The sequence below is a fragment of the Rhizobium sp. SVR5-2C genome, from assembly GCF_056755115.1.
The window spans coordinates 1-17,758 of the sequence record NZ_JBNDHT010000142.1 but is presented as its reverse complement, the minus strand read 5'-3'; the positions used below and the strand labels follow the sequence as shown (position 1 = coordinate 17,758).

At 64.2% G+C, this 17,758-nt stretch carries 21 protein-coding genes and 1 pseudogene; 1 reads left to right on the top strand and 21 read right to left on the bottom strand.

Going from position 1 to position 17,758, the window contains the following annotated elements; genetic code table 11:
- The 21 genes from ccmI to ACPYOI_RS28990 form a co-directional block, all read right to left on the bottom strand.
- Positions 1 to 637 (bottom strand): c-type cytochrome biogenesis protein CcmI (ccmI, locus tag ACPYOI_RS29090; RefSeq protein ID WP_481423717.1); only part of this gene is annotated, 637 nt, incomplete at its 3' end.
- 135 nt (positions 638 to 772) lie between these two features.
- Positions 773 to 1,198 carry a hypothetical protein gene (locus ACPYOI_RS29085; RefSeq protein WP_168828905.1) on the bottom strand — a complete coding sequence of 142 codons (426 nt, stop codon included), beginning with the start codon at positions 1,196 to 1,198 and terminating at the stop codon, positions 773 to 775.
- Between the two features lie 117 nt (positions 1,199 to 1,315).
- Positions 1,316 to 2,719: an ATP-binding protein gene (locus ACPYOI_RS29080; protein WP_481420111.1), complete on the bottom strand. Its 1,404-nt coding sequence runs from the start codon at positions 2,717 to 2,719 to the stop codon at positions 1,316 to 1,318.
- A complete protein-coding gene (locus tag ACPYOI_RS29075; RefSeq protein ID WP_168828903.1) occupies positions 2,709 to 3,380 on the bottom strand; it encodes a response regulator transcription factor in 672 nt (223 codons plus the stop codon). Before ACPYOI_RS29075 ends, ACPYOI_RS29080 begins: the two co-directional genes overlap by 11 nt.
- 51 nt (positions 3,381 to 3,431) lie before the next feature.
- Entirely contained in the window at positions 3,432 to 3,677 is a 246-nt protein-coding gene (locus ACPYOI_RS29070) for a hypothetical protein (RefSeq protein ID WP_481423716.1), read from the bottom strand.
- A 182-nt stretch (positions 3,678 to 3,859) separates the two neighbouring features.
- Entirely contained in the window at positions 3,860 to 4,078 is a 219-nt protein-coding gene (locus ACPYOI_RS29065; RefSeq protein ID WP_168828901.1) for an iron-containing alcohol dehydrogenase family protein, read from the bottom strand.
- Positions 4,079 to 4,100: 22 nt separating this feature from the next.
- Positions 4,101 to 7,943 carry a baseplate multidomain protein megatron gene (locus tag ACPYOI_RS29060; protein ID WP_481419740.1) on the bottom strand — a complete coding sequence of 1,281 codons (3,843 nt, stop codon included), beginning with the start codon at positions 7,941 to 7,943 and terminating at the stop codon, positions 4,101 to 4,103.
- Positions 7,944 to 8,279: 336 nt separating this feature from the next.
- A complete protein-coding gene (locus ACPYOI_RS29055) occupies positions 8,280 to 8,732 on the bottom strand; it encodes an NlpC/P60 family protein (protein WP_481419741.1) in 453 nt (150 codons plus the stop codon).
- Entirely contained in the window at positions 8,729 to 9,619 is an 891-nt protein-coding gene (locus ACPYOI_RS29050; protein ID WP_481419742.1) for a DUF2163 domain-containing protein, read from the bottom strand. The genes ACPYOI_RS29055 and ACPYOI_RS29050 overlap by 4 nt, the downstream gene beginning before the upstream one ends.
- Positions 9,616 to 10,254, bottom strand: a complete 639-nt coding sequence (locus tag ACPYOI_RS29045; protein ID WP_481419743.1) for a phage distal tail protein, Rcc01695 family — start codon at positions 10,252 to 10,254, stop codon at positions 9,616 to 9,618. The genes ACPYOI_RS29050 and ACPYOI_RS29045 overlap by 4 nt, the downstream gene beginning before the upstream one ends.
- 7 nt (positions 10,255 to 10,261) lie before the next feature.
- Positions 10,262 to 10,804: a phage tail tape measure protein gene (locus ACPYOI_RS29040; protein WP_481419744.1), complete on the bottom strand. Its 543-nt coding sequence runs from the start codon at positions 10,802 to 10,804 to the stop codon at positions 10,262 to 10,264.
- Positions 10,805 to 10,982: 178 nt separating this feature from the next.
- Positions 10,983 to 11,252 (bottom strand): rcc01693 family protein, encoded by a 270-nt coding sequence (locus tag ACPYOI_RS29035; RefSeq protein WP_481423718.1) that lies wholly within the window; start codon positions 11,250 to 11,252, stop codon positions 10,983 to 10,985.
- Positions 11,201 to 11,566 (bottom strand): gene transfer agent family protein, encoded by a 366-nt coding sequence (locus tag ACPYOI_RS29030; RefSeq protein WP_168828895.1) that lies wholly within the window; start codon positions 11,564 to 11,566, stop codon positions 11,201 to 11,203. The genes ACPYOI_RS29035 and ACPYOI_RS29030 overlap by 52 nt, the downstream gene beginning before the upstream one ends.
- Complete coding sequence (locus tag ACPYOI_RS29025; RefSeq protein ID WP_481419745.1) at positions 11,566 to 11,973, bottom strand: phage major tail protein, TP901-1 family; 408 nt, start codon at positions 11,971 to 11,973, stop codon at positions 11,566 to 11,568. Before ACPYOI_RS29025 ends, ACPYOI_RS29030 begins: the two co-directional genes overlap by 1 nt.
- Before the next feature lie 84 nt (positions 11,974 to 12,057).
- Positions 12,058 to 12,462: a DUF3168 domain-containing protein gene (locus ACPYOI_RS29020; protein ID WP_481419746.1), complete on the bottom strand. Its 405-nt coding sequence runs from the start codon at positions 12,460 to 12,462 to the stop codon at positions 12,058 to 12,060.
- 99 nt (positions 12,463 to 12,561) lie between these two features.
- Positions 12,562 to 12,897, bottom strand: coding sequence for a phage head closure protein (locus ACPYOI_RS29015; protein WP_481419747.1), 336 nt, complete (start codon positions 12,895 to 12,897; stop codon positions 12,562 to 12,564).
- Positions 12,897 to 13,466 (bottom strand): head-tail connector protein, encoded by a 570-nt coding sequence (locus ACPYOI_RS29010; RefSeq protein ID WP_481419748.1) that lies wholly within the window; start codon positions 13,464 to 13,466, stop codon positions 12,897 to 12,899. Before ACPYOI_RS29010 ends, ACPYOI_RS29015 begins: the two co-directional genes overlap by 1 nt.
- A 183-nt stretch (positions 13,467 to 13,649) precedes the next feature.
- On the bottom strand, positions 13,650 to 14,903 hold the full coding sequence (locus tag ACPYOI_RS29005; RefSeq protein ID WP_481419749.1) for a phage major capsid protein: 1,254 nt from the start codon (positions 14,901 to 14,903) through the stop codon (positions 13,650 to 13,652).
- 9 nt (positions 14,904 to 14,912) lie between these two features.
- Entirely contained in the window at positions 14,913 to 15,497 is a 585-nt protein-coding gene (locus ACPYOI_RS29000; protein WP_481419750.1) for an HK97 family phage prohead protease, read from the bottom strand.
- Between the two features lie 138 nt (positions 15,498 to 15,635).
- Positions 15,636 to 15,950: a DUF6107 family protein gene (locus ACPYOI_RS28995; RefSeq protein WP_168828888.1), complete on the bottom strand. Its 315-nt coding sequence runs from the start codon at positions 15,948 to 15,950 to the stop codon at positions 15,636 to 15,638.
- 349 nt (positions 15,951 to 16,299) lie between these two features.
- Positions 16,300 to 17,457 (bottom strand): phage portal protein, encoded by a 1,158-nt coding sequence (locus ACPYOI_RS28990; protein ID WP_481419751.1) that lies wholly within the window; start codon positions 17,455 to 17,457, stop codon positions 16,300 to 16,302.
- Between the two features lie 182 nt (positions 17,458 to 17,639).
- On the opposite strand from ACPYOI_RS28990, the pseudogene ACPYOI_RS28985 reads away from it, so the two are divergent.
- Positions 17,640 to 17,758, top strand: a pseudogene (locus tag ACPYOI_RS28985) (toxin); the annotation flags it as partial.

Sequence of the window (17,758 nt, the reverse complement as noted above, 5' to 3'; positions counted from 1 at the left end):
GTTCGAGCACCTTGCGCGCATCGTCGGTCACGACGCCGTTCGCGCCAGCCATCAGGGTTTCCGCAAGTCCGTCGAGACGAATCGGGCTCGGCCCAAGCAGGCGAATGGCATTGCGATAGGCGTTTTCGGCATCGGCGATGCGCATGGTATTGAAATAGATCGGCGCCAGCACGTCCCAGCCCTTGCCGTCATCCGGGTTTTGCGCCAGATGCCGTTCGGCTTTCGCAACGAGGACCGTCATATCGTTGCCGGGGTTCTCCAAGCGCGCCTCCAGCGGCTGCGAGGGCAGATCCGGTCGGCCCATCGCGATGTAAAGAGAGAGCCCGAGCACCGGCAACAGCAGGAGAACAAACGCTTCGCTGAAGCGATGCTGGCCAGCGGCCTTGTGCTGTTCTTTTGGCTCGATAGCCGAGACCGCAATCAGCCTACGGCCGATTTCCGCCCGCGCATACTCGGCTTCTTCCGCCGTAATCAGCCCGCCGGACAGATCCCGGTCGAGTTCGCGCAGCTGATCACGATAGACGGCGGCCTCGCCGGCACGCCCGTCGTCAGCCGCCTTCGCTCCGCGCAACAGCGGATAAAGCAGAAGGGCGGCCACTGCCGCCGTCATAATGGCCACGAGAATCCAAAACATCATACCGGCCCAAATACTTGAAGCGCGGCATCATTCCAACTGCCAAAGCCGGAATGACGAAGATTTGACGCGCTTGGCCGCATTTCACGAGCGAGAGCGACCCGCCGGTGCGCGACCGCATCGCCAGCCCGTCAAAATTCAGCCCAGCGGCGACCAGCTGCCGTCGCCGTTGCGGCACGCCGCGCCGCGCACAACGGTATCCTTGCCGTCGACGATCAGCGTATGCGTATATTGGCGACAGTTCTGTGAGCCCACCTGATAGGGCGCGGCGGCGACGACCCTGCCGCTTGCATTGCGTCCGCTCCATGCGACCGGCTGGCCGACGGCAGCGCCTTCGAGCGCACGGTATTCCGCCTCGACGGCCCGCTGCTTGTCGCTGTCGCTCAACTCTACGCCGCTGCGCCCGGCGATACCGCCTTGAAGCGCCGTGATGAAAGCGGCCGATGCCGAAGGCTTACGGGAAAACAACCCTCCAGAACCCCCGCTTTTCGAGGTCGCGCACGAGGACAGCGCCATGGCAATAGCAAGCGAGAAAACCATCATGGTATTCGGGCGTAAGATCATTCGGTCAAACCAGCAGTAGATTGGAATCAATGCCGCCAGAAGCGCATCGCGCCTTGTCGGGATTAAGGCAAAGCATGCTATGCAACTGCCTATGTCTTTGTGGCATCAAGCAATTGCTCATGCAACATCCTTTGTGACGCCGGGCAGAATAAGCCGCGCCTTCAGGCCGCCCCACTCCCCGCGGGAGAGTTCGAGCCGGCCCTGATACTCATTGGAAATCTCCGTGACGATCGACAGCCCGAGGCCCGTTCCCGGCTTGCTTTCGTCCAGTCGCCGCCCGCGTTTCAGCGCTTCGCGGATCTGATCCGGCTCCAGCCCGGGCCCATCGTCCTCGACGACAAGCTCCACCCAATGCCGCCGCGAGCTCCCTTCGGCGCCCTTCACATCCTCGGCCGCTTCGGTCGCGCTGAGCCGCACCTTGGTCGTGGCAAAGCGAGAGGCATTTTCCAGGAGGTTGCCGACGGTCTCCTCCAGATCCTGTTGCTCCATGGCGACCGCAAGGTTCTGCGGCGCTACGGTGAACTCGAATTCCTTGTCAACGTTCAGCCGCCGCATCACCCGCACCAGCCGCTCCAGGGCAGGCTCGGCATCGGTGCGCGCCAGCACGGATTCGCGCTGTGCGGCGATGCGGGCCCGGTTGAGATAGGATTGAACCTGCCCCTGCATCACCTCCGCCTGGTTGCGGACCAGGTCGCCGTGCGAGCGCTCCAGAACCCTCGCCTCGTTGAGCAGAACCGCAATCGGCGTCTTCAGGGAATGCGCCAGATTGCCCACCTGCATACGGGCGCGCTCGACAATGCGCCGGTTGCTGTCGATCAGCGCATTCACTTCGTTCGCAAGCGGCAGGATCTCCCGCGGGAAATCGCCCTTCAGTAGCTCGCTCTCGCCCGCACGGATGCGCTCGAGTGCGGCGCGTGCCTTGTCGAGCGGCTTCAGGCCGTAAAGAATGGCGAGTGCATTGACGATCAGACTGCCAACCCCAAAGCCGGCGAGCGCCAGATAGAGACTGTGGGAGAAAGTGCTGACATCGCTCTCCACGACATCGACATTGCCTGTCACACGAAAACGCGCCGCGCGTCCGTCGGTATCGAGGACTACCTCGGTTTCCGCCACCTGAACCCGGTTGCCGGACGAGTCCGTCACCTGATAATAGCGCTCGTAGTTCTTGTCGAAGGGCGCTTCCACCACGGAAGGAACCGGGATTGTTGCCGACCCCAGCGAAGGCGAAACCAGCGGCGCTGTCGTATAGGTTCCAAGCGGCTCAACCACCCAGTACCAGCCGGTCCGCGGCTGGGCGAAACGCAGGTCCCCCAATTGGGGACTGCCGCTCAAGGCGCCCTGATCGCCGATCGTCACGGAGTTGATGACGTTGTAAAGCTGCGCTCGCAGCAGATCCTGGAACCCCCGCTCCGCACTGCGGCGATAAAGGGTCGAAATCACCAGGCCGATCACCACGAGCGCCACGGTCGACCAGATGGTCGTCAGAAGCAGGACGCGTGCGGTGAGCGATTTAATTCGCATTGTTCGGCGGTTGGATGCGGTAACCGAGACCGCGCACCGTTTCGATCAGGTCCACGCCCATCTTCTTGCGCAGCCGGCCGACGAACACCTCGATCGTGTTGGAATCGCGATCGAAATCCTGGTCGTACATATGCTCGACAAGCTCGGAGCGGGAAACCACCTCGCCCATGTGATGCATGAGATAAGCAAGCAGACGGTATTCGTGCGAGGTGAGCTTCAGCGTTACGCCGTTGACTATCGCCTTGGAAGTCTTGGTGTCCAGCCGCACCGGACCGCAGATGATCTCCGAGGAGGAATGCCCGGCCGCACGGCGGATCAGCGCGCGAATGCGCGCCAGCACTTCCTCGACGTGGAAGGGCTTTGTCACATAATCGTCGGCGCCGGCGTCGATGCCGGCGACCTTGTCGCTCCAGCGGTCGCGGGCGGTGAGGATCAGCACCGGCATGCCGCGGCCGGCACCGCGCCACTTCTCGAGCACGGTAACGCCGTCCATCTCCGGCAGACCGATGTCGAGGATGATCGCGTCGTAAGGTTCGGTATCGCCGAGGAAATGACCTTCCTCGCCATCGAATGCCTGATCGACGACGTAACCCGCTTCCTTCAGCGTGTCAGTGAGTTGCCGGTTCAGATTGACGTCGTCTTCGACTACAAGAATGCGCATCGGTCCGCTTCACCTCGAATGTATCACTGGTGTTACATAGGCCAATTCCGCCTACATCGGAACCCTTACGGTTACCTTGCGTGGACGCTGCCCGTTGCCCTGCACGAGAACGGTGATGATGCACGTGTTGCCGGATGGCTGTACGGAAAGAAGCTGCCCGCCGGTCTGTTCTACAACCTGTTCAGCCGCTGCGCTGCAATCGCCTGCTATGCGCACGACGATGCTGCGTGAAAAATCCGGTGAGGGCGCCGATACCGCCAGCCCGGCGGCTAAAGCTACGACGCTCAAAGAGGCCATGTGCAGTGCTTCCAACATAGATCCAACCTGGTCCCGACTATGTACTCAGATGACCTGAATGGCAAATGAATGCCCCAGTTCCGAGGAGTTACTGCAATCTTAAGGCGTATATTCCCGCGCATTCACATCCGAAACGAGATAAAGGCGGAAAGCGGCAGATGCACTTTCCGCGATGAAATGTGTCAGCCGGCAGGCTGTCGAATCGCCGAGGTGGCCGTCAGTCGGCCGTAGACTGCCAGCAGACCGCCCACCGCTCCTGCTATGCTCACGATTGAATCGACGATCTGCCCCTGATCGCCGGCTGTAACCTCGAAGCCCGTCGCATGCAGCATGGAGGCACCAACGGAAATCAGCGCACCCCAGATCGTCTTCGAATGATACCAATGCTTCAAATCATCCATCGCTAGCTCCTTGCGTTGAAAATCAAAAATCAACCGTTGCCATGGCCGGCAGGCCTAGCGGTATCCGCTGTCCCATCTGCCGGACGCGTATCGTCAATGCCGTCTGCAGGCTGCCGAAGTCGGCCAGCTCATCCGCCTGAGGGTAGGTCCAGGCGGCGGAGGTGACATCGGCCTGCCGCTTCACCGCGCTTCCGCTCAGCATTTCCACGCGATAGCGCTCAAACGGCTCGTCGAGCGGGATGTCGGCCGCCATCCAGTTATCGGCATCGATCCGTCCCCGTCTCACCCACGAAAACACCGCCGCCCCGGCGCCATCACGACGTGCGCGGACATGGACGGGTGAAAGAGGTGTCTCCGCGCGCATGCCGCCCTCGAAGGGGAAAGGCCCTGCCTTGCCCAGGGTCCCCGCCGCTTCGGCGATCCAGTTCAGCCGCAATCCGATCTCCTCGCTGCCGAGCGAAAGTGGAACCACCGCGCCGTCCAGCATGACCACCGCCGCGCCGTCCTCCGCCCCGGCATCCATCGCATCGTCGGTTCCTGCCAGAGCGCGAAGCAAGCCTCCAAGCCGCCAGCGTCCCGCCGAGATCTCTTCCGCCTGCTGAAATGCCAGAACCTCCCAGGCGCCGTTGCCGGACAGCACAGCGATCAGGTTCGCGCCGTTCAGAACGGAGACCGCCGATCCCGAAGACAGTTCGCCGGACGCGAGATTGACCTCGACGGTCTTCGACCGGTCGAACCGCCCGCGCACGCCCGCGGAGAGCGACCCGGCCAGCGTCCCAACCTTTGCCGGCCTTTCGACCAGCGCCCGGCCGCGATAACCCTCTTCGCTCACCGAGGAGGACAGCCCGATAGTGCGCCATGGTCGCGCAAAAACCGCCCCGCGCGCGAAGCTCGCCGCCTCGCCGCTCTCGAAGCGCGGCAGGTCCATCAGGTGAACGACCGGCGCGAAAAGGCTCGACGGCTGCCCGCCATTCTGCTTGCCGCCCGTCTCTTCTGCCGGCGCGCTGCCTGCAGACGGCGAAAACTCGCGCGCTTCGACCTCCCGGACCTCGCCATCCTCGATGCGCGAGATGAGGAAACGACCTTGCGGCCCATCCGGCAACGTCACCACGTCGCCCGGCTGAAACCGCAGATCGTGCGGCGGCAGCGCGAAGCGGATGGAGCGGCGCCCGATCCGGTTGTCACGCCGCAGCCCCTCGGCCGCAGCCAATGCCGTCTCCTCGGCGACCACCGCCGGAAGATCGCTTTTCAATACCCTGTTGGTCGCCGATTGCGTTCGGTGCGACCGCACTCCAGCATGCTCGTATTCAAGGTCCGGATTGTAGAAGGTCACCACCGCTTCGGCAGCAAAGTCGCTGTCGTGACCGCGCGTCTCCTGCCACAGCGGCCGTTCCTCGATGTCGGCAAGTACAGGCGCCGCCATCGCTGGAAGGCTTGCTTTCCCCCGGGAGCGAAAGCGAAGCAACCCGCCATCTTCGAAGGCATCGATTTGGAACGTCTCCAGCAGCGGCTCGATGAGACTTCGCGCCGACGTCAGATCGCCCTGCACATAGCCCGTCAGATCGCCAGAGACTTCCGAAACGTCGAAATCCTCGAAGACATGATCGCGAAGTACCGCCGCAATCACATCGGCAAGCGTCCCGCTCCCGAGACGCCCGTTCAGCCAGTGCCCCGTTCGCCAATTCGGCCCATCGCTCCAAGTTGCCGCATTCTGTGGAAACGCCGGATAGGGCCTCGCATCCCAGGACCAGAGAAACAGATGCTGTGGATCGACCATGCCGCCGGGCGGCTGGTCTCCACTCCACCAGTCGTGATGTGCCTCAAGGAACCGCCGCTGCACCGCATCGGAGCGCATCCGGTTGGAGAAGTAGGGTGCTGCACTTTCTGCGGATTTCGGATCGGCAAAGACATTGGGCTGATTGCCGCCCTTGTCCACCGCTCCGCATCCGAGTTCGGTAAACCAGACCGGCTTGCTCCGTGCCAGCCAGGCGGTGGGACTCGCCCTCTCCAAGCCACCGACGCGCTCGTAATGCCGGTTCGTCCACCAGCCCTCGATATCCTTGTCACGGAAGACCCAAGGCTTGCCCGCAAGCCCGTCGGTGATCGGCGAACGGACCCTCGCCTTGCGAGCCGCCTCGCTCGCGTAATACCAATCGAAACCCTCACCGCTTTCGATCCCGGCCATCAAACCCGAGGGGTCATCGGCCGTCCGCATTCCGTCCGGATTGGCTTGCGCCAGATCGTCGTCGCGCCAATCGGAAAGCGGCATGTAGTTGTCGATGCCGACGGCCTCGATTGCATCCGAGGCCCAGAGCGGATCGAGATGGAAATAGACATCCCCGCTGCCATCCTGCGGGTGGTACCCAAAATATTCGCTCCAATCGGCCGCATAGGTGAGTTTCATCGAAGGCAGGAGCGCCTTCACATCGGAGGCCAGCGCCGAAAGCGCATTCACAAAGGGAAACGCGCCCGTTTCGTCGCGCACCTGGCTCAGCCCGCGCATCTCCGAGCCGATGATGAAGCCCTCGACACCACCTGCCGCCTTGGCGAGTTGCGCATAGTGCAGAATGAACCGTCGGTAGCTTTCCTCGCCGCCGTTATAGGTCACGCGCTGCCCGGAGACGCTGAAATGCCCAGCCTGCGCCGAACCGCAGAATGCCTCTATCTGGCCGCGCGCCGCTGCCGTTTTGTCCGCTGCGCCGCTCTGCCCGATCGCCGGATCGCAGGTCAGGCGCCCGCGCCAGGGATAGGCCGCCTGGCCCGTACCGCCATAGGGATCGGGCAGCGAGTTCCCCTCGCCGATGTCCATCATCACGAAGGGATAGAGGAAGACCTTCAATCCCCGCGCCTTCAGGTCGGCAATCGCCGAAACCACGCTCGCGTCGTCTGGCGTCCCGCCATAGGCCGGCCCGCCATCTAGCCGGCTCACGAGATAGGCTTCGGCCCGCGAGACACCTGACACCGACCACGGGCTGCTTTCGTTATTCCTGGAGCGCACTTCGACGCCCGGGACGATCTGGCAGTTCCCTGCCCTGAGATCGGTTCCGAACCACGACACCACGAGCGCCACCCGCTCGAGATTGGGGCAGACCGCCATCAGTTCGTCGATCGAGACCACCCAGTCCGTCAGGCCTTGCAGGCTGTTGCGGTTGATCACGCGCGCACTGCCCGCACCCGTCTTCTCCGAAACCGCTACCGTCCGGTAGCCATGCTCGGTTGCACCCGGCGTGATGCAGATCGCCCTGACCTGCTCTTCCAGTCTACCAATCGGCCGCACCACTTCGAACTGCAGCAGCGGAATGCGGTTGCCGTAGTTGTCGAGCGGCAGATGCTCGAAAACCACATAGGCCAGCCCGCGATAGGCGGGCGCCAGCCCCGCACCCTGCTTTGCCTCGATCAGCGGATCCGGCAGTTGCCCGCCATCGCCGGGGTAGAGCCGCATCTCGATCTTCGTCAGGTCGAGTTCCTTGCCGTCCGCCCAGACCCGCCTGACGCTCGCAACCGGTCCCTCACAAAGCCCGACGGCAAAATTCGCGAAATAGCGGAAGGTCTCCACCCGCGGCCCCGATGACGACTTCCCGCCGGTGCGCTCGCTCGTCACTTCCTCCTCGAAGCGCGTCGCCCAGATCATCGTCCCGCCGATCCTAGCCGCGCCGTAGACGCGGTTGATCGCCGTCCCCTCGTCGGCGCCGGGTATCCGCGCGGTCGAAAGCCGCGACCCGCGCACCGTCGTCCCGCCGCCGATCAGCGCCCGATCGATTGCATTGCCCGCCAGCGCCCCAGCCGCCCTGCCGATAATCGCGCCCACCGGCCCGAACACGCTGCCCAGCGCTGCCCCGGCCGCCTGAAGAAGAAGAGTAGCCATCGAAACCTCGCGCGCGAAAACGTCGCACATCCGCGAGGATGGCGCTTGATTATTCGCGCAATGATTGTGTTAAGGTACAACGATCGGGAGCAGAAGCAGCAAGCGCCGAGACCAGCCGGCGCGCTGGAGAGGATGGGCCTCTTCAGCCTCGGCAAAGGCCTTGCTCTCGATCAAGGAGGTGATGCGATGTGGTTCTTGCCACTAAGTATCACGCTTAGTGCAAGGAAAACCCGGACGGGCTGGTCCATAGCCATCCGGGTCAGATTCCTAAGCTAAGCAAACGGTGGGCGGGGTTGCCTCCCCGCTCACCACTCCTGAAACATACTCGCAAGCAGGTCATCTTTCAAGTTGCGGTACAACCTCCGGGAACCGAAACACCGCCGCAATCCGCCGCCGCCAGCTCGGCACGAGCGCCGAGCGGATCACCGCCGCCTGCTCGTAGGCATGGATGAAGCTCTTCTCGCCGGCGAAGATGCCCGCATGTTTCGCCGCCATATCGGGCCGCCAGCGAAAGAGCAGCAGGTCGCCCGGCCGCGCTTCGTCCACCGGCAAAGCCTCGCCGAAATGCCGGAGTGCGGCATCCATCAGCCGATCCTTGCCGCTTCGCTCCGCCCAGTCACGGGCATAGGGCGGCGGCAGTTCCGGCTCTTCGCCATAGAGCTCCCGCCAGACGCCACGGATCAACCCCAGGCAGTCGCAGCCGACGCCCTTCGCCGAAGCCTGGTGCCGGTAGGGCGTGCCGATCCACCCCTCGGCCGCGGCCAGGGCTCTTTCGCTCATCGTTGTCATTTGAACAGCGCGCTCCCATCATGGACGCTTTCGCCGTCCGCATAGGTATAGGCAAAGTCGGCGCCCGGCATATGCGGAAAGCCCTGGAAATTTAACTGGTTGGAGAATTTCGCCCGGCATGTGCCAAAGGTCTTGTCGCACCCCGCCGTCAGGCGCACGCGATCGCCCGCCTCGGGCGCCCGCGCCATCGGCAGCCACAGCGTCAGCTCAACGCTCACGCCCGCCACCGAATGCGCCTCGATATCCATCGTCTCTCCGGCATTCACGCCATCGAGGAAAGTCGCAACGCCATGATGAAAGAAGCCGTCGGGAAAGGCGCTGACTCCGGAGAGCACAAGTCGCGTTGCGTCGACGATTGACTCTACGGAACCCTCCCTCCCGAATTGACTCTGCGTCAGATCGATCCCGCAGCGTCCGTCACCGAGGGTCGCGTCGCAGCGCCGGCTGTAAAGCCGCCCCTGCGGCTGGTTCAGCCGATGCGCAAAACTCCTGAGCTCCGCCCGGAACTGCCCGGCGTCGCGCGTCACCTCGCCGATCTCCTGCACCTTCAGAAGGAGATGCTGCTCCGGAGCTGCCCAGTTGACGAGAAACACCTCGACCCGTGCGTCATCATAAAGCCCACGCTGCAGGTCCTCCTCGCTGATCGCCTCGCTCGAAAATCCGCCTGCGACTTCGCTCGTTACGGCGGGCAGACCAGCACCTTCCTCGGTGGCGCTCGCGGAAAATCCACTCGCCGCCAGAAATATGGTTCCGTCGAAGCCGAGATCATGGTCATGCTCGGTAAACCCCAGCACCACGCCATCGCGCCGTCTCACGCGCCAGGCATGGCAGACTGTCGTGGCATCGCCATCGAGATGCGCCTTGAGCGCCGCATCGATCGTTCTCATGGCAGGATCTCCGTCAGTGGAATGGCCGGAATACGTCCGGCATTGAAAGCCGTCAGGTTCACGTCGATCCGCCCGGTCGCAAAGCGCACCGGCACGTCGAATTCGAAGCCTGCGGTCACGCTCAACCCGTTCGCAGGAATATGCCCGGCCGAGAACGTCACGATCCCCGTTGCATGATCGCACGCGAAGGCCGAAGGCGGCTTGACGGCCCCGTTGACCGCAACAACAACGGTCCCGGCCACCGGCTTGGCAATCTGCCGCACAGCGCTCGCCGCCGCATCGCCATAGGTCTTGACCAGCTGGAAACTCGCCTTGCTACCCTCTCCAGCCCCGATCACCTGATCGAGCGCCGTCACCGGCTCATCCGGCCGACCTGATTTCCAGTCGATCGGGTCGCGGAACCTGAACCCGTAAAGTTCGCCGCTCCGCGCCTCGAAAAACGCCAGCACCTCGTAGAGATCGCCGATCGACCGGATGCCCGATCCGGCATCGTAACTGCGCCTGGCATCCCGCCAGCGGCTGTTGCGGCTTTCCCGACCGTTCGAAAGATTGACGATGTCGGTCCGCCGCACCGGTCCGCCGCTCGTCGAAAGCGAAAGCCGCAACGGAAAGCGCACCTCGTGAAATCCACCCATGCCCGCCTCACAAATTCCGCTGGCCGCGCATCGCCGTGCGCGCCAGCATCGCGGCGATCTGCGCCTCGCTCTTCTGAAAGCTTTGCGCATCTGTCGCCGTCACGTTGAAGATGATCTGCGCACCGCCCCCGCCTGCAGCGGCAACGCCGAGCGCGCCGTCCGGCCCGCGCTTCAGCGGCAGGATCGCCTCGCTTCCCGCCTCGCCCATCAGCCCCATGTCGCCGCCCATCGGAAAATAGGTCGGCGCGGAAACCACCCCGCCGTCGGCGAAGGGCAATATCTTGCCGCCCCCGCCGAACATCCCGGACACAGTTCCGCCGATCAAATTCTCCAGCGGCTTCATGCCGGCCGAAAGCGCAATATCCGCCAGCCGGTTGCCAAGGCTGCGCAAGACATCCTCAAGCCCCTTGCCGCCGCTGACCGCGCTTTTCAGTGCACCTGAGAGCGCCGACCCGAACGAACGCGACCGCCCCTCCAGATCATCGAGCGCCCGGCGCAATTCCTCCGCCTGCCCCGCCATCGCCGCGAGGTCCGTCTCGTCGTCTTCCATTAAAGTTCTCCTTGGATATGCTGAAGGCTGCGAGGACGGCCAGCCGTCCGCCGTCGAGCGCGGCCGCCACCACTTGCCTCTTCTCCCCAGCGGGGAGAAGTGCCGGAGCGAAGCGAGGCGATGAGGGGGTGAGCGGCGAAGCCGCGAATGCATGAGCAAATGCGAGAGCAAGAGCCCCTCATCCGCCATCCGGAAATCTCTCCATCATCCCGACCAGCCCCGCCCGCGAAAGCACCGCCGTCCCCGACGCAAGCCCGCCCGCGGCCGCATGAAACTCAGCGGGTGTCATGGCCCAGAAAGCCTCGGGAGGAAGCCGCAGCAGGCAGAGACCGATATGCAGGACGCGCGCCCAGGGAAACGGCTGGGCGTCCCGCGCGGTCTTGCTGCCTGCTGCGGCTAGAGGGGGCGGAGGGAGGTCGTTTCCGCCCCGGTTTCGGGTCCTGCGAATGTTGCCGTCAGAAGCTCGCCGACGATCGCCGCGTATCCGGCGATGCCGCCCTCGACGCTCGCTTCCGCCACGTCCTGATCCGAATAGAGATTGCCGCCGCCGCGAAGCCCGGCGCCGATGATGCGGATCATGTCCTCGGCCTTCAGCCGCCCGGCCGAAAAGCGCTCCGCCAGTCCCGCGAGATTGTCGGCCGCAAACGCCGTCTCAAGCTCCGAGAGCGCCCCAAGCGTCAGGCAGAGGATCCGCCGCTCGCCGTCAACCATGGCCTCGATCTCGCCTCGCCGGCGGTTTGCCCTTGCTCCCGCCGCGCGCATCAGAGCGCTCCGAAGGTCAAGGCGCCAGCCGATTCCAGCGCCAGCTCGAACATGAGCTCGCCGTTGTGCTGGCCGGAATATTCGAGCGCTGTCGCCTGGAACGGCCCGGTCACCGTGCCGAAGTCCGGAATGACGATCTGCCAGTTCAGGATCGATGCGTTGAAGACCGCACTCCTCACCAGCGCGTCCGAGCTGGCATCCTTGAAGATGCCCGCGCCGGAGATCGAAGCGCGCTGCACGCCCGCGCCACCGAGCAGTTCACGCCAGCGCCCGGCGCTTTCCGCATCGGTCACATCGACCGTTTCGGCGTTGAAGGCGAGGCGCTTGGAGCGCAAGCCCGCCACCGTCTCGTAAGCCGTGCCGCTATGGATCTTCAAGAGCAGATCCTTGCCCTTCTGCGCCACCATTTTCCCACCTTCCAAAAAGAAAAAGGCGCTCAAAGGCGCCCGCCAACAATCCCGAAATGCTGCCTCCGCCGCGTCGCGAGATACTTATCCCGGTTCCGTCACAGCCCTGAAGCGCATCTCCGCCGCGTGGAGTTTCGTCTTCGCCTCCCGCTGCGTGCGCGTCAGCCGGTGCTGCAGGCTGATGAGGTGGTGCCCGGCAAGCGTCAGCGCCGCATCGTCGAGCAACGTGTGCACGATCCCGGCAATCTCCTGCGCCTGCTTGCGCCCGCCCGCCTCGCACCAGATTTCCAGCGCCAGCAGATGCTCCTCGCCCGCCTCGCTGGCGGTCGAATAATTGCTGCTCGTCATCTCGCCGATGACGATGCACGGCAGCCTCCTGCCCGCCACCAGCCGGTCGCGGATACCGTCTTCGCCGATCAGCGCGGTAAGCCCGGCGTCGCCGGAAAGCCGCGCATGGATCGCCGCCAGCAGTTCATTTGCCGCGCTCATCGTCCACCTCCCGTTCGCGCTTCTCCGTCCGCGCGCCTTCGCGCGCAATCCTCGCCAGCACTGCCGCGAGATCCGGCAGCGTGATTGCGGCAAGCGCCTTCATCGGCCCTCCTCCTCGCAGAGGCAGACAAGATAGCGTGCCGTCTCATCCGGATCGCGCCAGGCGCCGATCGCAAAGATCCGCGAGCCTTTGCGAAGCCGCATGCCGGCCTTGACATCGCTTCGAAACCGCAGCCAGATGCGATGGGTCAGCGTGAATACATCCGCCCCCGCCCGCTCCTCGCGCACTTCACCGAGAGGCTCGACGCGCGCCCAGAGAGCGGCAACGGCCTCGTAGGAGACCGCAGCACCGCCCTGCCCGTCCGGCGTCTCGACCCTCCGCTCCAGTTCCAGCCGCGCCGTCATCTGCCCCGGATCGAAGAAGACCGACCGCATCAGAGCCTCCGCATCAGAAAGGGCGCGATCAGCCGGTCGTAGCCAGCCGGAATATCCGCCGGCTGGTCCGCGACTGCCACTGCGCCGCGGAAGGCAAACATCTGCGCCACATGCATCAGCATGGCGCGCTTCAGCACATCGGGCACATCCGCGCCGCTCTCGCCGAAGCCCGCGGCAAAGTCGATTTCGATGCCGTTGATGGCCCGGCCGATATTGACGTTCTGATTCAGGACCAGCCGCGCCGGCCGCGCATTGCCGTCGAGCACATGCCCCGCCAGCGGCAGCGAAACCTCTTCGCCGCCTGCATCGTAAAGCGTCACGCCTTCAATGGCTTGCACCGGTCCCTTGGCAATCTGAATCACGCCGTCTTCAGGAACTCTATCAAGATAGAGGCGCCAGCCCTGCGTCATCAGGCAGAGCCCGGTTACACGCTCCAGATGCTCGCGCGCCACCCGGACCAGCGAGGTCAGAAGCGCATCCTCCTCATTCCCGTCCAGCCGCAGATGCGCCTTCACATCGGCAAGCGTCAGCGCCTCCGCCAGCGGCGGAGCGGTCAATGCATAGGTCATGGAAATTTCCTTAAGAAATGCGTGTCGGAGCAAACCGCCCCCTCATCCGGCCCTTCGGGCCACCTTCTCCCCGGAGGGAGAAGGGACCGGAGACATCGCGGCAAAACCCCTTATTCCCTCGGGGAGAAGGTGCCGGCAGGCGGATGAGGGGGCCGACCATTGGCTATTCGCTATTCGCTCACCTCAGCTCACCGCAAACTTCACCAGCTTCATCGCCTCGAAGTTCTGCACCCCGCCGCCGACACGCTTGGTTGTATAGAAGAGCACATAAGGCTTGGCGGAATACGGATCGCGCAGCACCCGCACGCCCATGCGGTCGACCACAAGATAACCAGCACGGAAGTCGCCGAAAGCGATCGACAGCGCATTCGCCGCAATGTCCGGCATATCCTCGGCCTCGGCGACCGGGAAGCCCAGCAGCGTCGCCGCTTCGCCAGCACTTGCCGGCGGCTGCCAGAGATAGCGCCCTTCGGCGTCCTTCAGCTTGCGCACGGAAGCCTGCGTCTTGCGGTTCATCACGAAATTGGCGTTCTGCCGGTGGCCGGCCTTCAGCGCATAGATCGTATCGACCAGCACGTCGGATGCACCGCTCGCCGCAAACGCACCTGCAGCGCCGGTCGCGATATAGCCGAGATTGCCCCAGCTCCAGTCGCTATCGGCCACCGCGGTGTAGCTCAGGAAGCCCTTCGGCTTGTTCGTGCCGTCGCCGGAAACGAAGGCCGAGCCTTCCTGCTCGGCAAAGACCGTATCGACCTCGCTCGAAATCCACGCCTCGATATCGACGGCCGCATCGTCGAGCAGCGCCTGCGTCGCGGCCGGCATCGCATAGAGCTCCATGGTCGGGAAGGAAAGCTCGGCAAGCTGTGCCGTATTCGTCTGCGGCCGCGTCGCCGTCTCCGCTACCCAGCCGGAGGCCATGCCGGCGGTCGAGAACGGCTTCTTCAGCACCGAGCCGGAAACCTGGCGTACCGTCGCCAGCGCCCTGATCGGCGAGACGACCGAAAGCCTGCGGCCGATTTCCGTGTCCGTCTCCGGCGGCACGAGGTAACCGCCATCGGCGCCGGTGCCTACCGACATCGCCTTTGCCTCGATCTCGCGCAGACCCGCCTCGTCGCCACGGCGAATGTAGTTCTCGAAGGCCGCCTTGTGCTCGGCGGCCTCGACGCCACCCGCCGCCGAACGCCCAAGCGGTGGCCGCGCCTTCTTCAGCGCCAGCTGGTCGAGCACTTTCTTCTGCTCGTCCATCGCGCGGTTGATGCGGTCCATCTTCTCGCGCGTGACGACATCGGCCGTCAGCTTCTCCTCGATCTCGCCGAGGCGCCGGTCATTGGTTTCCTTGAACGCCTCGAAGGCCTCCATGAAGTCGTCGAAGGCAGCCGTCATCGTCTCCGGCACCGCCTTGATCTCCGGCGCCGTCTTCGCAGTCATATCCGTCATGAAACAATCCTATCTGAAGGTTTCGGTCAGCATCGCCCTAGCCGCCCGGCGCATGGCGCGGACGAGCTCGGTCTCCTTGTCGCGGAACCACCGCGCATTCTTGATGTTCTGCACGCGCGCCGAAGGCAGCATCGGGAACGTCACCACCGAGATCTCCCAGAGGTCCGCCTCGAAAATGCGCCGCACGCCGCTTTTCGCATCGGTCTTCGCCCTCACCGTCCGGAAGCCGATCGAAAGCCCGTCGAGCGCGCCGTTCTTGATCAGTTGATGCACTTCGCGGGCGCGGGCCACGCCGTCGGCGAGCACGCCCTCGACGAAGAGCCCGCGGCTATCCTCGCGGATCGTCTTCCAGGCGCCGATCGGCTCGGAAGGATCATGCTGGAAGAGCATGCGCACACCCTGCGGCCCACGCTCGGCCAGCGACTTGCGGAAGGCGCCGCGCTCGACCTGATCCTTGCCGAGATCGACTTCGCCGAAGACGCTGGCATAGCCGGAAAACGTCCCGTCGCGCTTCAGCCCGCGCAGTTCCAGGTTGGCGAATTTGCGCGTGTCCGCGCCCACGGGCGAGCCCGCCCGAACGAGCGATACGTTCATGGTTGAATGCTCCTGATTGTTTTAGAAAAGCCTGGCTGCAGGCGAATAGCGAATAGCGAATAGCGAATAGCGAATGAGAGTAAGCTGTGAACGCTGCCAACAAGGGCCGCGGCCCAACTATTCGCTGTTCGCTACTCCCTATTCGCTCCCCTTCCACCGCTCCGCCACCCGCGCCAGAATCCCCAGCGCCCACCAGGCGCAGAGGCTCGCCGCCGCCGATCCCGAAAGCATCACCTCGGACGCCGAAAGCATGTCGGCCAGCCCGAGCCGCTCCATCAGCCAGAGCCCGGTCGGACCGCCAAAGATCAGCCCGCAGGAAAGCCCGGAGAAAAACCGGCTCGCAGCCTCCCGCCTGCTCTTCGGCAGCAGATAGACCAGCGACACCGCCGCTCCCGCCGACGCCCCCAGCGCACGACTCATCCAGAGCCCGCCTTCATTGGAAAAGTCAGCCATGATCAAACTCTCTTGTGTAAGGATGCGCTCACGAACGCGGCGCGACCGCGCACAGCGCGCCCGCCGCGACATTTCACCGAATCTTTTGAATCGCTTGCCGGGGGATCTTTGAAGATCGGTCCAGGCGCTTGAGACGTTGAATCAGCTTGGTGGACATCGAAGCCACTGATCTGAAAATCCATCTGGGTGTCGGTCGGATACACACGTCGTGCCGAGTACCCCCTCATCCGCCCTACCGGGCACCTTCTCCCCAAGGGGAGAAGAGGGACCCGAGACGCCGCGGCATATCCCTTCTCCCCGCCGGGGAGAAGGTGCCGGCAGGCGGATGAGGGGGCCATCTGGCCCAGCCTCAATACCCCACCGCCTCCCGCTTCTCCTCATCCGTCAGGAAGCTCGCGCTCCCCACTCGCGCCCATAACTCCCCGCGCTCGGCCGAAAGCCCTGCCACCTTGTCGAGATCCGGTTCCAGCCGCAGCGCGTCCCCATAGGAGCCTGCCAGCCACGCCGAAAGCGACGCGGCCGTGCGCGTCAGCATCGGCAACACGGTGAGGCGATAGAAGGCGCGGTTCGCCTCCTGGTAATTCGCATAGGTGTTGTCGCCCGGAATGCCGAGCAGCATCGGCGGCACGCCGAAGGCGAGCGCGATGTCTCGGGCGGCGCCATTCCTCGCCTCGACGAAGTCCATGTCCTTGGGCGAAAGCCCCATCGCCTTCCAGTCGAGCCCGCCTTCGAGCAGGAGCGGACGGCCGGCGCGCATCGGGCCGGAATAGCCCTCGTCCAGTTCCTGGCGCAGCCGCTCGTACTGGTCGGGCGAAAGATTGCCGCCCTCCTTCGGCTGATAGACCAGCGCCCCGGACGGCCGGGCGGAATTGTCGAGCAGCGCCTTGTTCCAGGTTGCCGCCGCATTGGAGAGGTCGAGTGCCACCTGCGCGGCCGCAAGCGGCGGAAAGCCCAGGTGATCGTCGAGCGGATGAAACAGTTTCAGATGCAGGAGCCCCGGCCCGTCGGCCTCCGCCGCAAAGCGGCGGACCGAACCGCCAGCGCGGTATTCGTAAGCCTCCGGCCACCCGTCGCGGCCCTCGATCACGCTGATCCGGTCGGGCCTCAGCAGATGCAGTTCCCGCAACGCCCCGCCCACGGTGAGCGGCTCGATATAGGCATTGCCCGCAAGCAGCAGATGCCCGTAGAGCGCCTCGAAGAAATCAGGCCCGCTCATCCGCCCGTTCGGCTGCCTGATCAGCCCCGCAGCCGGATGCTCCGCCCGTTCCCGGTCGCCCTCGTAGACCAGCCAGGGCACGCAGGCCGCAGCCTCCGCCACCAGCCGGACGCAGCGATGCGCCACCGGGTTCTTCATGAAGCCCTCGCGCGACAGCGCCGCATAGGAGCGCCCCGTCCAGCTCGCCTGCCCCTGCGCGGCAAGCGACAGGAAGCCGGATGCCGCCTTCTTCTCGGGCAGAGGGTTTCGGCCCGCCGCGGAGCCCCACGGCAGGAAAGATCGGATGTTCATGATGTTTTCCTATGGTTTGGGCGTGACTCTCAGGCTGCAGGGCCAATTTCCACCTTGGCGGCGATCTTGCATGCGAGGCGCCAAGTCATTTTACTTCAATAACGGATCAACCCCATGTCGGATCGGCAAAGCCTCGTTCGTCCTTGGGCTGTCTATTCGATCAATTCAGAAGGATCACGACTATGCCGAGCACCATACGCCTGCACCGCGTTCTAGCAACCAGCCCAGAGAAGGTCTATCGCGCGTTCATCGAGGCGGACGCGCTTGCCAAGTGGCTTCCCCCCAACGGCTTTGCCTGCAC

Coding starts and splice junctions, on each gene's coding strand:
- ACPYOI_RS29005 (WP_481419749.1), bottom strand. CDS start 14,903: ATGACGGATATGACTGCGAAGACGGCGCCGGAGATCAAGGCGGTGCCG.
- ACPYOI_RS29055 (WP_481419741.1), bottom strand. CDS start 8,732: ATGACAACGATGAGCGAAAGAGCCCTGGCCGCGGCCGAGGGGTGGATC.
- ACPYOI_RS29020 (WP_481419746.1), bottom strand. CDS start 12,462: ATGAGCGCGGCAAATGAACTGCTGGCGGCGATCCATGCGCGGCTTTCC.
- ACPYOI_RS29025 (WP_481419745.1), bottom strand. CDS start 11,973: ATGGTGGCGCAGAAGGGCAAGGATCTGCTCTTGAAGATCCATAGCGGC.
- ACPYOI_RS29000 (WP_481419750.1), bottom strand. CDS start 15,497: ATGAACGTATCGCTCGTTCGGGCGGGCTCGCCCGTGGGCGCGGACACG.
- ACPYOI_RS28990 (WP_481419751.1), bottom strand. CDS start 17,457: ATGAACATCCGATCTTTCCTGCCGTGGGGCTCCGCGGCGGGCCGAAAC.
- ACPYOI_RS29085 (WP_168828905.1), bottom strand. CDS start 1,198: ATGATCTTACGCCCGAATACCATGATGGTTTTCTCGCTTGCTATTGCC.
- ACPYOI_RS29080 (WP_481420111.1), bottom strand. CDS start 2,719: ATGCGAATTAAATCGCTCACCGCACGCGTCCTGCTTCTGACGACCATC.
- ACPYOI_RS29050 (WP_481419742.1), bottom strand. CDS start 9,619: ATGAGAACGATCGATGCGGCGCTCAAGGCGCATCTCGATGGCGATGCC.
- ACPYOI_RS29070 (WP_481423716.1), bottom strand. CDS start 3,677: ATGGCCTCTTTGAGCGTCGTAGCTTTAGCCGCCGGGCTGGCGGTATCG.
- ACPYOI_RS29040 (WP_481419744.1), bottom strand. CDS start 10,804: ATGGAAGACGACGAGACGGACCTCGCGGCGATGGCGGGGCAGGCGGAG.
- ACPYOI_RS29065 (WP_168828901.1), bottom strand. CDS start 4,078: ATGGATGATTTGAAGCATTGGTATCATTCGAAGACGATCTGGGGTGCG.
- ACPYOI_RS29045 (WP_481419743.1), bottom strand. CDS start 10,254: ATGGGTGGATTTCACGAGGTGCGCTTTCCGTTGCGGCTTTCGCTTTCG.
- ACPYOI_RS29030 (WP_168828895.1), bottom strand. CDS start 11,566: ATGCGCGCGGCGGGAGCAAGGGCAAACCGCCGGCGAGGCGAGATCGAG.
- ACPYOI_RS28995 (WP_168828888.1), bottom strand. CDS start 15,950: ATGGCTGACTTTTCCAATGAAGGCGGGCTCTGGATGAGTCGTGCGCTG.
- ACPYOI_RS29010 (WP_481419748.1), bottom strand. CDS start 13,466: ATGACCTATGCATTGACCGCTCCGCCGCTGGCGGAGGCGCTGACGCTT.
- ACPYOI_RS29075 (WP_168828903.1), bottom strand. CDS start 3,380: ATGCGCATTCTTGTAGTCGAAGACGACGTCAATCTGAACCGGCAACTC.
- ACPYOI_RS29015 (WP_481419747.1), bottom strand. CDS start 12,897: ATGCGGTCGGTCTTCTTCGATCCGGGGCAGATGACGGCGCGGCTGGAA.
- ACPYOI_RS29060 (WP_481419740.1), bottom strand. CDS start 7,943: ATGGCTACTCTTCTTCTTCAGGCGGCCGGGGCAGCGCTGGGCAGCGTG.